General features: G+C 59.2%; 12 protein-coding genes. 1 reads left to right on the forward strand and 11 read right to left on the reverse strand.

The features are described from left to right. Positions 1-99 precede the first annotated feature (99 nt). On the forward strand, positions 100-897 hold the full coding sequence (locus ACWORE_RS08095) for a class I SAM-dependent methyltransferase (RefSeq protein WP_455303482.1): 798 nt from the start codon (positions 100-102) through the stop codon (positions 895-897). 41 nt (positions 898-938) lie between these two features. Here the strand turns inward: ACWORE_RS08095 and ACWORE_RS08100 are convergent, their stop codons facing one another. The 11 genes from ACWORE_RS08100 to ACWORE_RS08150 form a co-directional block, all read right to left on the reverse strand. Further along, positions 939-1904, reverse strand: coding sequence for a hypothetical protein (locus tag ACWORE_RS08100; protein ID WP_455303483.1), 966 nt, complete (start codon positions 1902-1904; stop codon positions 939-941). A 529-nt stretch (positions 1905-2433) separates the two neighbouring features. Continuing rightward, positions 2434-2565: a hypothetical protein gene (locus ACWORE_RS08105; protein WP_455303484.1), complete on the reverse strand. Its 132-nt coding sequence runs from the start codon at positions 2563-2565 to the stop codon at positions 2434-2436. 293 nt (positions 2566-2858) lie between these two features. Further along, the gene (gene tuf / locus ACWORE_RS08110) at positions 2859-4049 is read right to left on the reverse strand and encodes an elongation factor Tu (protein WP_455303485.1); all 1191 of its coding nucleotides are present in this window, start codon (positions 4047-4049) and stop codon (positions 2859-2861) included. 409 nt (positions 4050-4458) lie between these two features. Beyond that, complete coding sequence (gene fusA, locus ACWORE_RS08115) at positions 4459-6585, reverse strand: elongation factor G (RefSeq protein ID WP_406606123.1); 2127 nt, start codon at positions 6583-6585, stop codon at positions 4459-4461. 113 nt (positions 6586-6698) lie between these two features. Further along, positions 6699-7169, reverse strand: coding sequence for a 30S ribosomal protein S7 (gene rpsG / locus ACWORE_RS08120; RefSeq protein ID WP_455303486.1), 471 nt, complete (start codon positions 7167-7169; stop codon positions 6699-6701). A 3-nt stretch (positions 7170-7172) separates the two neighbouring features. Next, on the reverse strand, positions 7173-7544 hold the full coding sequence (rpsL, locus tag ACWORE_RS08125; RefSeq protein WP_012732458.1) for a 30S ribosomal protein S12: 372 nt from the start codon (positions 7542-7544) through the stop codon (positions 7173-7175). Positions 7545-8066: 522 nt separating this feature from the next. After that, positions 8067-9443: a hypothetical protein gene (locus ACWORE_RS08130; protein ID WP_455303487.1), complete on the reverse strand. Its 1377-nt coding sequence runs from the start codon at positions 9441-9443 to the stop codon at positions 8067-8069. 192 nt (positions 9444-9635) lie between these two features. Next, on the reverse strand, positions 9636-10151 hold the full coding sequence (locus ACWORE_RS08135) for a TM2 domain-containing protein (protein WP_448234911.1): 516 nt from the start codon (positions 10149-10151) through the stop codon (positions 9636-9638). A 334-nt stretch (positions 10152-10485) separates the two neighbouring features. Further along, positions 10486-11688, reverse strand: a complete 1203-nt coding sequence (locus ACWORE_RS08140) for a PfkB family carbohydrate kinase (protein ID WP_455303568.1) — start codon at positions 11686-11688, stop codon at positions 10486-10488. Beyond that, positions 11649-11807 (reverse strand): hypothetical protein, encoded by a 159-nt coding sequence (locus ACWORE_RS08145; RefSeq protein WP_296137738.1) that lies wholly within the window; start codon positions 11805-11807, stop codon positions 11649-11651. Before ACWORE_RS08145 ends, ACWORE_RS08140 begins: the two co-directional genes overlap by 40 nt. Before the next feature lie 614 nt (positions 11808-12421). Beyond that, positions 12422-16420 (reverse strand): DNA-directed RNA polymerase subunit beta', encoded by a 3999-nt coding sequence (locus ACWORE_RS08150; protein ID WP_455303488.1) that lies wholly within the window; start codon positions 16418-16420, stop codon positions 12422-12424. Between the last annotated feature and the right edge of the window lie 5 nt (positions 16421-16425).

Raw genomic sequence — 16425 nt, forward strand, 5'->3', positions numbered from 1 at the left:
AAGTCAAGGTCGCCTTCCTTAGCGTGGCCTGAAGCGTGACCTGAGCGTACACAGACAAAACTACGGCCAGCACAAAGAGAAGAAATGCCACGGCTTCCTATGAGTGATCGTCCCGTCGAAAACCAGTCTGGACACTGGCTCCTGGCGCAAGTGGGTAAGAAGGTCCTCCGTCCCGGCGGGCGCGAGTTGACCGAAAAGATGCTCAGCGCGTTGCCCATTCACAACCATGATGTCGTGGAGCTGGCCCCTGGGCTTGGGAAAACTGCCGAGAAGATCGTGGCTGAAGAGCCGTCCTCCTACACGGGAGTCGACGAAGACCCGGATGCGGCTCACCTGGCCGCGGCGGCTGCGCACCAGGCGGCGTCGGGGCATATGCCGGCCAACGCGATTCGGGTTCTCCAGGGCCGGGCGAACAACACCACTTTGGACGACGAGTCCGTCGACGTTGCCGTCGGCGAAGCGATGCTGACCATGCAGGGTGATAAGGGCAAGGCGGCCATCATTGAGGAGGTTCACCGCATTCTTCGGCCCGGCGGGCGGTACGCCATCCACGAGCTCGGCCTCCAGCCCAACGACCTCTCAGATGACACGAAAACCGAAGTGCGCAAGGCACTGGCCCGGCCGATCAAGGTCAATGCCCGTCCCCTCACCGAGCATGAGTGGCAGGATCTGCTGACCTCGCACGGCTTCGAGGTTGAGACGACGCACTTCGCCCCCATGGCCTTGTTGGAGCCCAAGCGGATCATTAGCGACGAGGGGATCCTGCGCACCCTCAAGATTGCGTTTAACATTGCGACGAAACCGAACGTGCGCAAGCGCGTGATGGGGATGCGACAGACGTTCCAGAAATACGAGAACGAGTTGACCGCTATCGCCATCGTCGCCAAGAAGAAGTAGGGGTTTAGCCGGGTGCCGGGTCTGCCCGGCTTTACTTGAGTTTACTGGGCGGCCGGGGCCGGAGGGAGGAACGGCACGACCGCGCTCGGGACCGGAACACTCTCCGGTACGGCGTTGACGATCGGCTGGCCGATGTTTGCTAGGGCCTCATCGCGCATGGCATTAACCGTCGGCCAGAAGGGCGAAGAATTGCCTATAGGGCCAAAGGTGTTCGGGGCATAGCGATCCTGGAAGTCCTTAAAAGCGGCGTTCCTATACGTGTCGAACGCGGATTGCGCGACCGCACGGGCAGGATAGGAGGTCACGGCGGGTGCAGATTCGTTGGCTGCAGAGGCGGGGGCTCCGGACGCGGGGATGCCCACACCGTCCAGCGCTAAGGGATTCCACGGCTGGTTGGTGAACGCACCCTGCACATCGTCGGTCAACTGCTGCGACGGGCCGTATGTGCTGGCGGATACGGAGAAGAACGGGCCAAACGACGCCGACGCGTTCACGGAGCTGCGATCATCGGACCACCCCCACTTGGTGCCCAACACGCCGGGCAGCGTTGCGGTCCCGTAGTCCTGCTTGTAGCCGTCGGCAGCCACGGGAGATGCCGTCGCTAAGGCAGAGAGGACAGGACCGAACGGGTTCTCGCGCTTCTTCGCTTCCAGATAAGCGACCGAATCCGCCGTTGACGTCGTACTGTTCCCCCAATGAGGAGCACCGTGGGTATCCGCCAGGTGGTACTTCGCCGCACGGTCATTGATGCTATTCGGGTACTTGGCGTACAGCTCGCTCGCAATATTGTCATCCGAGAACCGGAGCATCTGGGTGGCCTTGGCCTGGTCCTCGGGTGTGCCGTGCTCGAACACATAATCGGCGATATACATCTTCACCAGCGACAAACCTGGACGCGACTCGTGCTCATTCGCGGTTCCCACGTGGTGGCCGGTCAACGTGCTCTGGAAGGAAATCTGAGTCCGCCCCGGAGCGGCGATATTTCCATTCTGGTCGACGTTGGGCATCGGGGCTGCTGAGGCATTACTTGGCGACGCAAGCGTCGGCGTGAACAACGCCGCAGCTGCAATGACGGCGCCGGAGAGAACGCAAATCCGGCGGCGTGGGGATGTGGGGCACGGTGACGGCCAGTGTGCAGATAGTGGGAAACGATGGTCATGGGAATCCTTAGGGAAATGAGGGAACTATCTAGGTCTACTTTATATATCCCCAGTGCCTCGTAGAACTGTTTCTCATCTGTTTCACGACCACGCGAATGGGGTGAAATGGCTGCTCGTCGGCTAGGCCTCGCGATTTAGAGTTATACGACAAAAATGTGTCCACATGCCGGAAAACTGCGGGGGAATATGGGCGAAAAATGGCCGAAAACTGACCATATACCCCCGCACTTTTATTTGAGGGCGCATATCCACCCGCACTTTTCGGCATCCGGGGTTCTGTCCACACCGCCTTTTGCTACTTATCCCCAAGAAAACTTATCAAAATAAACCCACCGCTCCACGATGGTTGAAACGGTGGCTCTAGGGTACGAATAGCTTAGTCTTTCTTAACGCTCCCTTTAATACCAATCCCAGTAGCTAAGACGATGAGAGAAACCATGGTCACGTCTGAGGCAAGATCGCTAATAGTGCCACTCTTACGCAAGAGGATAATGGAGACTGCGACCAAGAGAAGAACTATGGCTATGCACAGACGTTTCATGGTTTAAAGACTTTCTATTGTGAGGAGCATGAAGTATATATCCCGTTGATTTCCTTTATTTTTACTATTTTTACGCCGGTTCCATCGCTGGCACAATCCTTAAGCTCCCACAGATTGTTCCTTGCCCATGCGAAAGCAGAGGCAGATGCTAGGCGGATGACGGGTGGCGGATTGGCGCATAAAGAAAAACCCCGCTGCGCGGAGCAGCGGGGCGACCTCTTAGCTCCCGGCTAGAAACCAGGGCAAGTGATCAGAGGTTCTTACTTGTTGATCTTGGTCACGCGACCAGCGCCAACGGTGCGGCCACCTTCGCGGATAGCGAAGCGGAGGCCTTCGTCCATGGCGACCGGCTGGATCAAGGTGACGGACATGTCGACGTTGTCGCCAGGCATAACCATCTCGGTGCCCTCAGGGAGCTTCACAACACCGGTAACGTCGGTGGTGCGGAAGTAGAACTGCGGGCGGTAGTTGTCGAAGAACGGGGTGTGACGGCCGCCCTCGTCCTTGGACAGGACGTAGACGGAGCCCTCGAACTCGGTGTGAGGGGTGTATGCGCCGGGCTTAGCCACGATCTGGCCACGCTCAACGTCCTCACGCTTGGTACCACGGAGAAGCAGACCGCAGTTGTCACCAGCCTCTGCGTAGTCGAGCTGCTTACGGAACATCTCGATACCGGTGACGGTGGTGTTCTGGCTCTTCTCCTTGATGCCCAGAATCTCAACGTCATCGTTGATGTTCAACTTGCCACGCTCCACGCGACCGGTGACGACGGTGCCGCGACCGGTAATGGTGAAGATGTCCTCAATAGGCATGAGGAAGGGCTTGTCGGTTTCACGAACCGGATCCGGGATGGACTCGTCGCAGGCGTCCATGAGGTCGAGGATGGACTGCTCCCACTTCTCGTCGCCCTCAAGAGCCTTCAGAGCGGAGATGTGAACGATAGGTGCATCTTCGTCGAAGTCCTGCTCAGCGAGGAGTTCACGAACTTCCATTTCGACGAGCTCGATGAGGTCCTCATCATCAACCATGTCGCACTTGTTCAGAGCAACGAGGATGTAAGGAACGCCAACCTGGCGAGCAAGAAGAACGTGCTCGCGGGTCTGAGGCATCGGGCCGTCGGTAGCAGCGACGACGAGGATTGCGCCGTCCATCTGGGCAGCACCGGTGATCATGTTCTTGATGTAGTCGGCGTGGCCCGGAGCATCCACGTGAGCGTAGTGACGCTTCGGGGTGGAGTACTCGACGTGAGCGATGTTAATGGTAATACCGCGCTCTTTCTCCTCCGGCGCCTTGTCGATGGCGTCGAAAGCGAAAGCCTGGTTCTCTTCGGGGTACTTCTCCGACAGAACCTTAGTGATAGCAGCGGTAGTGGTGGTCTTACCGTGGTCAACGTGACCGATGGTACCGATGTTTACGTGCGGCTTGTTCCGATCGAACTTAGCCTTCGCCACTGTTTGTCCTCCTGGACTTCTCGGTGGCTACGACGTTCGCAGCCACGGGTGGTGTTACCTTTCGCAGAAACACTTTCACCTTGTTAACCCTGGTCATCGTCGATCATAAATTGGTGTCGACACTGGTCAGGGTCAATAGAAGGTGACTCTACGAGAGGTGATTTAAATATTGCCAGTTACAGCATAATAAAGGGGTGAGGCAACGTATTTCAAGCTGCCTCCGACCTTGATTCTATGGTAACGGCCACCACACACTATTCACATCACACACTCCTGTGATGTGCTGCGTATTAACAGCAACTTTTCACAGCATTTTGTGGATAGTGCCTGGCTGGCCCTTACCATGCGTTGCCCTTCGTCGACCCTGTAACCCGATCGACGAGGGGCTGTAATGGTGAGGGTGCGCGGATTACTTGTTACCCGTGCGCTCCGCGATGATCTCCTGCGCGACGTTCGTCGGGACTTCCGCGTAGGAATCGAAGATCATGGTGTAGTTTGCACGACCCTGGGTCTTCGAGCGGAGGTCACCAACGTAGCCGAACATGGACGACAGCGGAACCGTGGCCTTGACGACCTTGGCACCGGAACGGTCCTCCATGGAGTGAACCTGGCCACGACGTGCGTTGACGTCGCCGATGACCTCGCCCATGTACTCCTCAGGAGTGATGACATCCACAGCCATCATCGGCTCCAGCAGAACCGGCTTTGCCTTCTGAACGGCTTCCTTGAGCGCCTGAGCACCGGCGATCTTGAAGGCCATTTCAGAGGAGTCAACCTCGTGGTACTGACCGTCGACCAGCGTGGCCTTGATGTTGACCAGCGGGAATCCGGCCAGCGTACCGTACTGCATGGCGTCCTGAATACCGGCGTCGACAGAAGGAATGTATTCCTTCGGCACGCGACCACCGGTAACGGCGTTCTCGAACTTGTAGGTTGCGGACTCGCCCTCTTCCAGCTCGTCCGGGTTGGGTGCGTAGGGCTCCAGCGAGATGATGACCTTCGCGAACTGACCCGAACCACCGGTCTGCTTCTTGTGGGTGTATTCGTACTTCTCGACGGGCTTGCGGATGGTCTCGCGGTACGCAACCTGCGGGGCACCCACGTTCGCCTCGACCTTGAATTCGCGCTTCATGCGGTCCACTAGGACGTCGAGGTGGAGCTCGCCCATACCGCCGATGACGGTCTGGCCGGTCTCTTCGTCGAGCTTGACGGTGAATGTCGGGTCCTCTTCAGCGAGGCGCTGAATAGCGATACCGAGTTTCTCCTGGTCAGCCTTCGACTTCGGCTCGATGGCCACCTCGATAACAGGATCCGGGAAGTCCATGGACTCCAGGATGATCTGGTCATTGGCGTCACACAGGGTGTCACCAGTGGTCGTGTCCTTCAGGCCGATGAACGCGTAAATGTTTCCGGCCTTAGCGACGTCCATCGGGTTCTCTTTGTTGGCGTGCATCTGGAAGAGCTTGCCGATGCGCTCCTTATGGCCCTTGGTCGAGTTCATGACCTGCTGGCCAGGCTCGACGGAACCGGAGTACACGCGAACGAACGTCAGCTTACCGAAGAACGGGTGGGCGGCGATCTTGAACGCCAGAGCGGAGAACGGTGCGTCCACCGAGGGGTGGCGGGTCAGCTCGACGGACTCGTCGCCGACCTTGTGGCCGTGAACCTCTCCGACGTCGAGAGGCGTCGGCAGGTACCAGTTAATGGCGTCGAGGAGCGGCTGAACACCCTTGTTCTTGTAGGCGGAACCACAGAACACGGGGAAGATCTCGGAGTTGACAACCATCTTGCGGATGGCCTCGTGGATTTCGTCCTCGGTGAGTTCCTCACCGGCGAAGTACTTCTCCATGAGCTCTTCGTCGGACTCGGCGACGGCCTCGAGGAGCTTCTCGTGGTATTCGTCGGCCTTGTCTTTGAGGTCGTCCGGGATTTCCTCGATGGTGGGCTCTGCTCCGACGTCGACCTTGCCGCGCCAGGTGATGGCGTTCATGTTGATCAGGTCAACGACGCCGTCGAAGTCATCTTCAGCACCGATGGGGAGCTGCATGACCAGCGGCTTTGCGTGGAGGCGGTCGACGATGGTGTCGACGGTGTAGTAGAAGTCCGCGCCCAGCTTGTCCATCTTGTTGACGAAGCAAATGCGTGGGACGTCGTACTTAGCGGCCTGGCGCCACACCTGCTCGGACTGCGGCTCAACACCTTCCTTACCGTCGAACACGGCGACGGCTCCGTCGAGGACGCGGAGCGAGCGCTCAACCTCGACGGTGAAGTCGACGTGGCCGGGGGTGTCGATGATGTTGATCTGGTTGTCTTTCCAGAAGCAGGTGACCGCGGCGGAGGTAATGGTGATGCCGCGCTCTTTCTCCTGGTCCATCCAGTCGGTGGTGGAAGCACCATCGTGGGTCTCACCGACTTTGCGGTTAATACCCGTGTAGTAGAGGATTCGTTCGGTTACGGTGGTCTTTCCGGCATCGATGTGGGCCATGATGCCGATGTTGCGGACCTTATGAAGGTCAGAAAGCACTTTTTGTGCCACTGTGTACCCCAACTCGTAGTTTGGTGGCCCACTCACCGGAACCAGTCGATCGTGGCGATCCGATGGTGGCGGGCCTGCGTGTAATTCTTGGTCTGGCTACGCCGGAGAGGTGATTACCAGCGGTAGTGCGCGAATGCGCGGTTGGCTTCAGCCATCTTGTGAGTGTCTTCACGACGCTTCACGGATGCGCCGAGGCCGTTGGATGCGTCCAGGATCTCTGCGGCGAGACGCTCGGTCATGGTGTTTTCGCGACGCTGGCGGGTGAACATTACCAGCCAACGCAGTGCCAGGGTGGTGGCACGGCCGGGGCGAACCTCGACCGGGACCTGGTAGGTTGCGCCACCAACACGGCGTGAACGCACTTCGAGGGTGGGCTTGACGTTGTCAAGAGCCTTCTTCAGGGTGAGAACCGGGTCGGTGCCGGCCTTCTCACGGCAGGCTTCGAGGGCTCCATAGACGATGCGCTCGGCGGTGGACTTCTTGCCATCGACGAGGACCTTGTTGATCAGCTGCGAGACGATGGTATCGCCGTATACCGGGTCTTTCGGAAGCTGACGTGCGGGTGCTGGACCTTTACGTGGCATGAATTACTTCTCCTTCTTCGCGCCGTAGCGAGAACGTGCCTGCTTACGATCCTTAACTCCCTGGGTGTCGAGGGAGCCGCGGATAATGCGGTAGCGGACACCTGGGAGGTCCTTCACACGGCCACCGCGAACGAGCACCATCGAGTGCTCCTGCAGGTTGTGACCCTCGCCGGGAATGTAAGCAGAAACCTCAATACCAGAGGTCAGACGAACACGCGCAACCTTACGGAGGGCGGAGTTCGGCTTCTTCGGGGTCGTGGTGTAGACACGGGTGCACACACCGCGGCGCTGCGGTGATCCCTTGAGGGCCGCGGTCTTCACCTTGGCCTTCTTGTCCTTGCGGCCCTTGCGGACCAGCTGCTGAATAGTAGGCATGTACCGACTTTCTATGTTTCTTTGACGCGTTTGCGGTTCATTCCCGGGATGCTGTTTTCCGATCCTGGCGGAGCCGATCCGGATAGATCTGCCCCCAGATAATCCACGCGAAGTGTGACGAAGATTACAACAAAACCGGGTTTTTCACTCGCTCACTGGCATAGTGCCCGTGCAGGCGGGGTGCTTACTTGCCGCTCGCACCTGCCTTTGCAAGCTCATTCCGTGGTGCTAAAAACTTCTTTTCGACGTTGCGCTGGGCAACTTTTTGGAAGAAATTTTTAACGCCGTGACCAGCGTTTTTTGAGCGTACGTGAAAGAGTCAGCCGCTCTCGCTGGCCTACGGTGGACGTTTGTCCCGCCCGCACGTGGCGGACACAGCGCTCCAGTTTAAGCGATAACCTGGATTTTTCCCAAACTTATGGTGAGAAACCGGTGGGATTTGGGCTTGGGCGGGCGCGCGTTCGCTATCCAGGCGCCCGTCGGGCGTCGACTATTAGGTGGCCGGATGTTCGAGGAACGCGATTAGCCCCAATCCGGCTCCCTCGTGGCCACTCCGTCAAACACGGAAGAAGAAACCGTCTTACCGTTCTGCACAACATCCAGGGTGGAGCCATCGATGTTGATCACGGTTCCACCGCTCTTCATCGTGTATGACCGCCCATCGGAGCCGCGGCTCGTCACGTCACGTTCGAGCGCGCCTCCGTGATACCAACCGCGGTAGTAGAACCCGTCGGTGTCCCCTACCTGGCAGATGACAACCTTGTCGCCGTCCTCATTAATGCCCGCGTACACCCATTCGTCGTCGGCATTACAGGTTGCAGCGCTGTTATCCGTAAATCCTTGGCGGCCCAACCCTGGGATGTCGGTGCCCGTGTGGTTGCTCGACGTTGTCGTGGTTGTCCGTTCGGTGGTGGTGTCTTCCGTGGTGGTCTCGGTGTCCTCGGGCTCCGTCGTCGTTTCCTCTGTGGACTCGTTGCTCGGTTCTTCCGGGATTGCCGACGATTCGCTGCCAGGCGCGCCACCGTCGTTACTGAGCTTTTCCCACGGCTTCCACATCAGCGCTCCGATCAGCGTGGCGACCACGACAAGGATGAGAATGATCGGAAGCAGGACCTTCCAGATCGACGAGCCCGACTGGCCGGACTCCCCCTGCGACCCGACAGCACTCGAGCCGCCCGACTGACCCTGACCGTACTGAGCGTTTTGGTTGTACTGGGGCTGCTGATTTTGCTGCCCGTATTGCGGTTGCTGGTTGTACTGACCCTGTCCGTATTGCGCCTGCTGGCCGTACTGTCCCGGCTGGCCCTGGGGATTATTCCACTGACCTGCCCCATTCTGAGCAGCACCGTACTGGCCGCCGTACTGTTGGCCACCGTATTGACCCTGGCCCGGCTGGCCGTTCCAACCGCCCGGGGCGCCCCCATTCCATTGCTGGCCACCCCCGCTGTTCCAACCGGTAGTGCCAGCGTTGTTCCAGCCGTTTCCCCCACCGTTGCCGGCGTTGTTCCATTGCTGGGAATTACCCCACGGCCCGCCGGACCGAGGAGACACGCTCCCGTCGGTGTTCCGGACTTCACTCCACGCTTGGACTGGCTGCCACTCGCGGGTTTCAAAACCCTCTTCCGACGATTGACTCCCGGCGGATTGAGCGTCGGACTCTCCCGCCGACGAATCATTGCCTTCCGAGGTGTGAGCGTCCTCACCAGCAGCGTCGTTGCCCTGGCCACCGTCGTGTTGGTTTTCGTTGGCGGTGCCGTCGTCGGCACTGTGACTATGGTTCTGGCGATTTGTGTCGTCGGCCGAATTATCACGCGTAGGCTCGTCCGAGCCGTCACTGCCCCCGCCGCCGTCAGAGCGGTCGTTGCTTGAATGCTTCCAGGAGTTGTCGTCGGGAGTCATGGTGAGCCTTACCTGTTAGGTTGATCGCATTCCGGGTAATTATTCTAATCGACCACTGCGTCCATCACAGACTCACCGGCCCCCGTTCGGTTGCGTTTTACGCGCTCCGGTTAATGGAGCACTCGCGTTCCCTGCAGCACGCCGTTTTCGTCGGTACGCATATTGAAATGCTGCCTCCCGAACACTGCGGTTTTAACGAACAGGCACGCCGTTGGCATCGGTAGCGAAACGCGCCGAACCAGCGAGGATCATGATGAATTCGACCAAAACCCAGATGGAGAGGGCGGCGTCGGTAATAAAACCGACAACAACGAACATCAAAGGAACGCTAATTAAAAGAATGGCGAGCTGGGCGCAGGCGACCCCGATATACCCGAGGTAGAAATTGTGGGCTCCGAAGCCGCCCAGGAAAAACGCGAGCACGGCAGAAACTACTTTGCTCTTCTGCCGACCCTGCGGGACCGAGCCCATGTCGTTCATGCCGTTGCCGAACTGCGGCGCACCCTGGTTCCACTGGTTGGGTTGTGCATACTGGCCCGCGTTTCCATACTGACCGCCGCCGAATGCTGAGTCGACCTGGCCACTTTCATAAGTGGCCGGCATTCCGCCCTCCCCGGAACCGGGCGCACCGAAACCGGTAGACGATCCCGAGTAAGGATCGCTGGATCCCTGATATGGGCTGCTCGGGTTGTTGTTGGGGTAAGTCATGGCGATTCCTTCGGGGCCTTCGGGACGGTTTTAGTGCGATGGCCGAGCGCGGTGTCCGTGACGGACCGTTGTTACGCGAAACGTTTATGTGCGGACCGTTGTTGTGCGGCTCGTTCGTGGACGGGGCGTTCTTGTCGTTGTTGCCGTTCTTATTCGGCTTGTCGACGCTCGCTCTCGGCCTCTATTTGATGTGTTCCGCTGAAGCACGAAATGTTCCCTGATACGAAGAATTCCCGACGGGGGTGGGTGGCACGTGAACGTCGAGCCCGCCCCTCTATCAACCTGTCGATCAGTTCCGCAGTCCGATCGATCAGCTCCGTATTTGCTGGTTCACTTAGTCGTGTTTGAGCTGGTCTGCGAGTTCGTCGGCCGAGGAATATGAACTTTGAGCGCCCTGCTCGGTCGCGGCGCGAGATGCAACGAAGGTTGCCAACCTGGCGGAATCCAGCAGACTTTGTCCGGAGGCTATCGATGCGGCGACCGTCCCCATAAAGCAATCGCCGCACCCGGTTGAATCGACTGCATCGACTGGATATCCCTGCACATACACTGCGTTAGTAGTGGGGACGGTGTCGGTTGGGTTGGCGCGATCGCTTCGGTCTCCGTCACTCGTCGGATTAACGTCACCGCTTTCAGCTGAATCCTCAGTCTCCACAACAAAACAGCCCTCCGGACCGAGCGTCACAATCAAACCTCCGAGGCCCATCGCGGCGACTAGCCGCGTCGCCGTCGTGAACAGGTCATTTTCGCTGGCACCATCTTCTTTAGCCATGCTGCTTGCGGAGTCGCGGACAGTAGGAGCGTCCTCAGGCTTTGCGTCGGCATATTCGTCGACCTTGGATCCGACTACGTTAGCCAATCCGTCTCGTTCCCGCGTCGGCAATTGGGCGAATCCATACCGCTCCCCCAAGGCACGCAGCTCGACCTCGTTCACAACCACGATATCGACCCCGCTCAACAGCGTCGGGTCGACGTCGATAACTGGAGAATAATTCAAAATAATCTGCGGTGATCGGCGAGTTCCTCGAGCTTCGCCACCATTATTCCGGTGTTGGAGGGGCATATTGTTTTGGTCGGCGTACGCAATGGGCCCGACATTCGTGTGCGCGCTCGTTTCAGTATTCGCGTCGGAAGCAGAGCGAACTACATCGATCGCGGCCGCCACCACACTCGCGGGAGATTCAAAGCCGAGCGCGACAACATCCGCGGACTGCATAACATCCGCAGCCGTCTGCAGGTCCGCCCGCGACACGCTCCGATTCGCGCCCGCCGAGTACACAATCGTGTTCTCACCGGTCGCATTCACCGTGATTAGCGCGGTTCCGGTAGGCAGATCGCGAGCCACAACCCTCGACGTATCGCTCCCCGCATCCTCCAAACTTCGCTGCACAAAACTCCCGTAAGCATCGTGGCCAACCGCGCCCACCATCGCGACATCCGCGCCACTTTTCGACGCCGCGACCGCCTGATTCGAGGACTTACCGCCGGACCCATACGTCAGGTCAGCGGCCGGAACTGTTTCCCGGGAGCTGGGAATTCCTCGACCCGCGCAGTTAGATCGACGTTGAGTGAGCCGACGACAGTGACTTTTCCCGGTGACGACATTACGGACGTGAGGATTTCTGAGACGTTCGAGAGGTCTGGATTGGTTTTCATAGGTTGTTTAGAGATCTGGTGAAGTTAGGTGGGTGGTTGCGCATGGCCATGGGGTTTACTCGGCACGAGCTGGGAGACTTACCGCACATGTTGGGTGAAGCCTCCCATGCACGACCGGTATAAATAGAATATAAAACTAACGTTTCCCCCTTTGACGCATTCGATGCACTCAGAAATAGGCCTTTTCTCTTCTACGGAGAAAAGTGCGAGGGTATGTCGGGTGCTCAACTGAAAAGTGCGGGGGTATAAGGGCGAACAATGGCCGAAAATTGACCATAGACCCCCGCAGTTTTCCTGGAGCCCGGGCAAAGTGAGATATACCAGCGCAGTTTTCGGCGGCGACGCCGACTTGGGCCCGCGCTAACCCGCGGGCACACGCGTTCGCACTACACAGCTCGCATGAGAACCTAAACGCCCCACCCCACGTGGCTCTCCCAGCCACGAAAACCTAACAAGCGACGAGAAAAAGCCAATTAAAAATAGAAAATGCCCGGGTGCGAGATAACTCGCACCCGGGCATTTGCCGAAAAATCATTTTTTGAGAGGCAGCACGCCGGTGGCACCCTGGCCGGCTAACCGGCCCGCCAGCAACGCGCCACGCCTCAAAGGCTCACCTAGCTAATATCGCCGAAGCCTCCATCAAACCCCTGGTCATCCAGGCGAACGGCCGCGCCGGTGAATTCGCCGTACGCACCGTCTTCGCCATAGAAGCCGTCGCCGTAGCTGGTGTTCATAGAGAACGCCTGCGCACGCGCCTCCTCGGTCGGCTCAACCGAGATGTTCCGGTAGCGGGAGATGCCCGTACCAGCCGGAATGAGCTTACCGATGATCACGTTCTCCTTCAGTCCGATGAGCTTATCGGACCGCTTGTTGATCGCCGCATCGGTCAGGACACGAGTGGTCTCCTGGAACGACGCCGCGGACAACCAGGATTCCGTGGCCAACGATGCCTTAGTGATACCCATGATTTCCTGACGGAAGGCGGCACCCTCGCCACCATTCGTCGCGACGGCCTTGTTAATAGCTCGCGCTTCGTTCCGATCAATCAGGCTACCCGGCAGCAATTCGGTGGATCCCGAATCGACGACAGTCAGGCGTCGCAGCATCTGCCGGACAATGATCTCGATGTGCTTGTCGTGGATCGCCACGCCCTGGTCACGGTAGACCTTCTGGACCTGCTCAATGAGGTGCTTCTGCACCCCCGTCACGCCTTCAACGCGAAGCACTTCGTGCGGATCGGGAGCACCGCGCAGCAGTGGCTGGCCTGTGACAACATGGTCGCCGGTACGCAGCTGGTGTTCGAATCCGCCGGGTTCCTGCGTCCCTGCCAGACCCTGGCGCTTCGACAGCTTCTCGTACACGACCTCGTCCTCGCCGTTGTCAGGCGTGATAGTCAGCGTGTAGAAGTTGCCGTCGTCCTCGAGCTCGATCGTGCCCTCAGTGGACGCAATCGGCGCCTGGTTCTTAGGCACGCGCGCCTCGAACAACTCCTGAACACGGGGCAGACCACCGGTGATGTCGCCACCGACACCACCTTGGTGGAACGTACGCATGGTCAGCTGAGTACCAGGCTCACCAATGGACTGCGCGGCAACGATACCGACGGCTTCACCGATGTCCACCTTTTGGCCGGTGGCCATGGAGCGTCCGTAGCAGGTCGCGCACACGCCGGTGGCGGTTTCACACATCATGACGGTCCGGACAGTAGCGGTCCGCACGCCCTCGGCAACCATCTTCTTGGCTTCGGCATCGCCGACGAAAGCGCCACGCTCGTAGACAACGTCGCCCTCGTCGTTGACAGCGTCCTTGGCCAGGTAACGGCCGATCAGCGCGGTCTCCAAGAATTCAGCGCAGGTGAATTCTCCCGTTTCGTTGCCCTCAGCATCCAACATAGGCTTCGCGACATCGACCTCGAGGCCCTTCCGAGTCCCACAGTCGTCTTCGCGCACGATAACGTCCTGAGCGACGTCGACAAGACGACGCGTGAGGTAACCGGAGTCGGCGGTACGCAGAGCAGTATCGGCCAGGCCCTTACGCGAACCGTGCGAGTTGTTGAAGTACTCCAACACTGACAGGCCCTCGCGGAAGGAGGTCTTGATCGGACGGGTGATGTAGTCACCGCGCGAGTTCGTGACCATGCCCTTCATGCCGGCCAACGTCCAGATCTGGCGCATGTTACCGGCAGCACCGGACTTCACGATCATCGGGATCGGGTTGTCGTCGGGGTAGATCTTCTCGACGGACTCACCAACGAAGTCGGTGCATTCCTTCCACAGGTCAACGAGGGAGCGGTAGCGCTCTTCGTTGTTGATCTTGCCTCGAGCGAGCTTCTTCTCGATGGTCGCAGCCTGCTTCTCATACCGCTGCAGGATTTCTTCCTTGTTGGGAAGAACGAGCACGTCGTCCATGGAGATGGTGACACAGGACCGAGTTGCCCAGTAGAAACCGGCGTCCTTCATCTTGTCGACGGTCTGCGCGACGGTGATCATGGGGTACCGTGCGGCGAGGTCGTTGATGATGACGGCCTGTGCCTTCTTCGCCATGACACCGTTGACGAACGGGTAGTTCCACGGCAACAGTTCGTTGAACATGATGCGCCCGAGGGTGGTGTGGGCGGTCCACTTCTGGCCGCGCTGCCATCCGTCGGGGAACAGTTCTGCCTCGATGTCCTCCGGCGGACGGAGGTGGCTGATGCGAACCTCGATGGGTGCCTGGAGACCAAGCACTCCGCGGTCGCGCGCCATGAGGGCCTCGGCGAAGGACGAGTAGGTGCCACGCTTCGGGCCGTTCTCGTCGGCTTCGTGGTAGGCGCCTTCGCCACCGAGCTGGTCCTCGCTCTTTTCCAGGGTGAGGAAGTACAAGCCGGTCACCATGTCCAGACGCGGCATGGCCAGTGGTTTACCAGATGCCGGGGACAGGATGTTGTTGGAGGCGAGCATCAGCACGCGGGCCTCAGCCTGGGCCTCCGCAGACAGCGGCAGGTGGACAGCCATCTGATCACCGTCGAAGTCGGCGTTGAAGGCCTCACATGCCAAGGGGTGCAGCTGGATAGCTTTACCCTCGACGAGGACCGGCTCGAACGCCTGAATACCCAGGCGGTGCAGCGTCGGCGCACGGTTAAGCATGACGGGGTGTTCCGCGATGGCTTCTTCGAGGACGTCCCACACTTCGGGACGCTGCCGCTCAACCATCCGCTTCGCAGAGCGAATGTTCTGCGCATAAGACTTCTCCACCAGGCGCTTCATGACAAATGGCTTAAACAGCTCCAACGCCATGAGCTTCGGCAGACCGCACTGGTGCAGTTTCAACTGCGGGCCGACGATAATCACCGAACGGCCAGAGTAGTCGACACGTTTACCCAGCAGGTTCTGACGGAAGCGGCCCTGCTTACCTTTCAGCAGGTCAGAGAGCGACTTCAGCGGACGGTTGCCGGGGCCCGTGACGGGGCGTCCACGGCGGCCGTTGTCGAAGAGCGCGTCGACGGATTCCTGAAGCATGCGCTTCTCGTTGTTCACGATGATCTCGGGTGCGCCGAGGTCGATCATGCGCTTCAGGCGGTTGTTGCGGTTGATGACGCGACGGTACAGGTCGTTGAGGTCCGACGTCGCGAACCGGCCTCCGTCGAGCTGAACCATCGGGCGAAGCTCGGGCGGGATCACCGGGATGGCGTCCAGGACCATCGCTGCCGGGTCGTTACCGGAGCGCAGGAAGGCAGCGACAACACGCAGACGCTTGAGCGCGCGGACCTGCTTTTGTCCCTTGCCGTCGCGGATGACCTCGCTGAGTTTCTCCGCCTCTGCTTCGAGGTCGAAGTTCTTAATCAGCGTCTGGATGGCTTCTGCACCCATGCCGCCAGTGAAGTAGTCCTCGTAGCGGTCGACGAGCTCGGAGTAGATGGTTTCGTCGACGATCATCTGCTTGGGGGCAAGCTTGATGAACGTGTTCCAGATCTCGTCGAGGCGGTCGATTTCGCGCTCGGCGCGCTCACGGATGTGGCGCATTTCGCGCTCAGCGGCGTTCTGAACCTTGCGCTTGGCATCGGCTTTCGCACCGTTGGATTCGAGCTCTTTGAGGTCTTCTTCCAGCTTCTGCTGGCGCTCCGCGAGTTCTTCGTCGCGGTCGGCCTCGACCTCTTTCTTCTCCATGAACATGTCGGCTTCGAGGGTTTCTTGGTCCGTGTGACGGGCCTCCTCGTCCACCGAGGTGATGATGTTCGCGGCGAAGTAGATGATCTTTTCCAGATCTTTCGGCGCGAGGTCCAGCAGGTACCCCAGGCGTGAGGGCACGCCCTTGAAGTACCAGATGTGGGTGACGGGCGCGGCCAGCTCGATGTGGCCCATGCGCTCACGGCGGACCTTGGATTTGGTTACTTCCACGCCGCAGCGTTCACAGACGATGCCCTTGTAGCGGACTCGCTTGTACTTACCGCAGGCACATTCCCAGTCGCGGGTTGGCCCGAAGATGCGTTCGCAGAACAGGCCGTCCTTCTCGGGTTTGAGGGTGCGGTAATTGATGGTCTCGGGCTTCTTGACCTCGCCGTGTGACCAGCGACGGATGTCATCGGCCGTGGCGAGACCGATGCGGAGCTCGTCGAAAAGATTGACGTCGAGCACGTAAC

Source organism: Corynebacterium sp. c7Ub_26 (assembly GCF_053760365.1).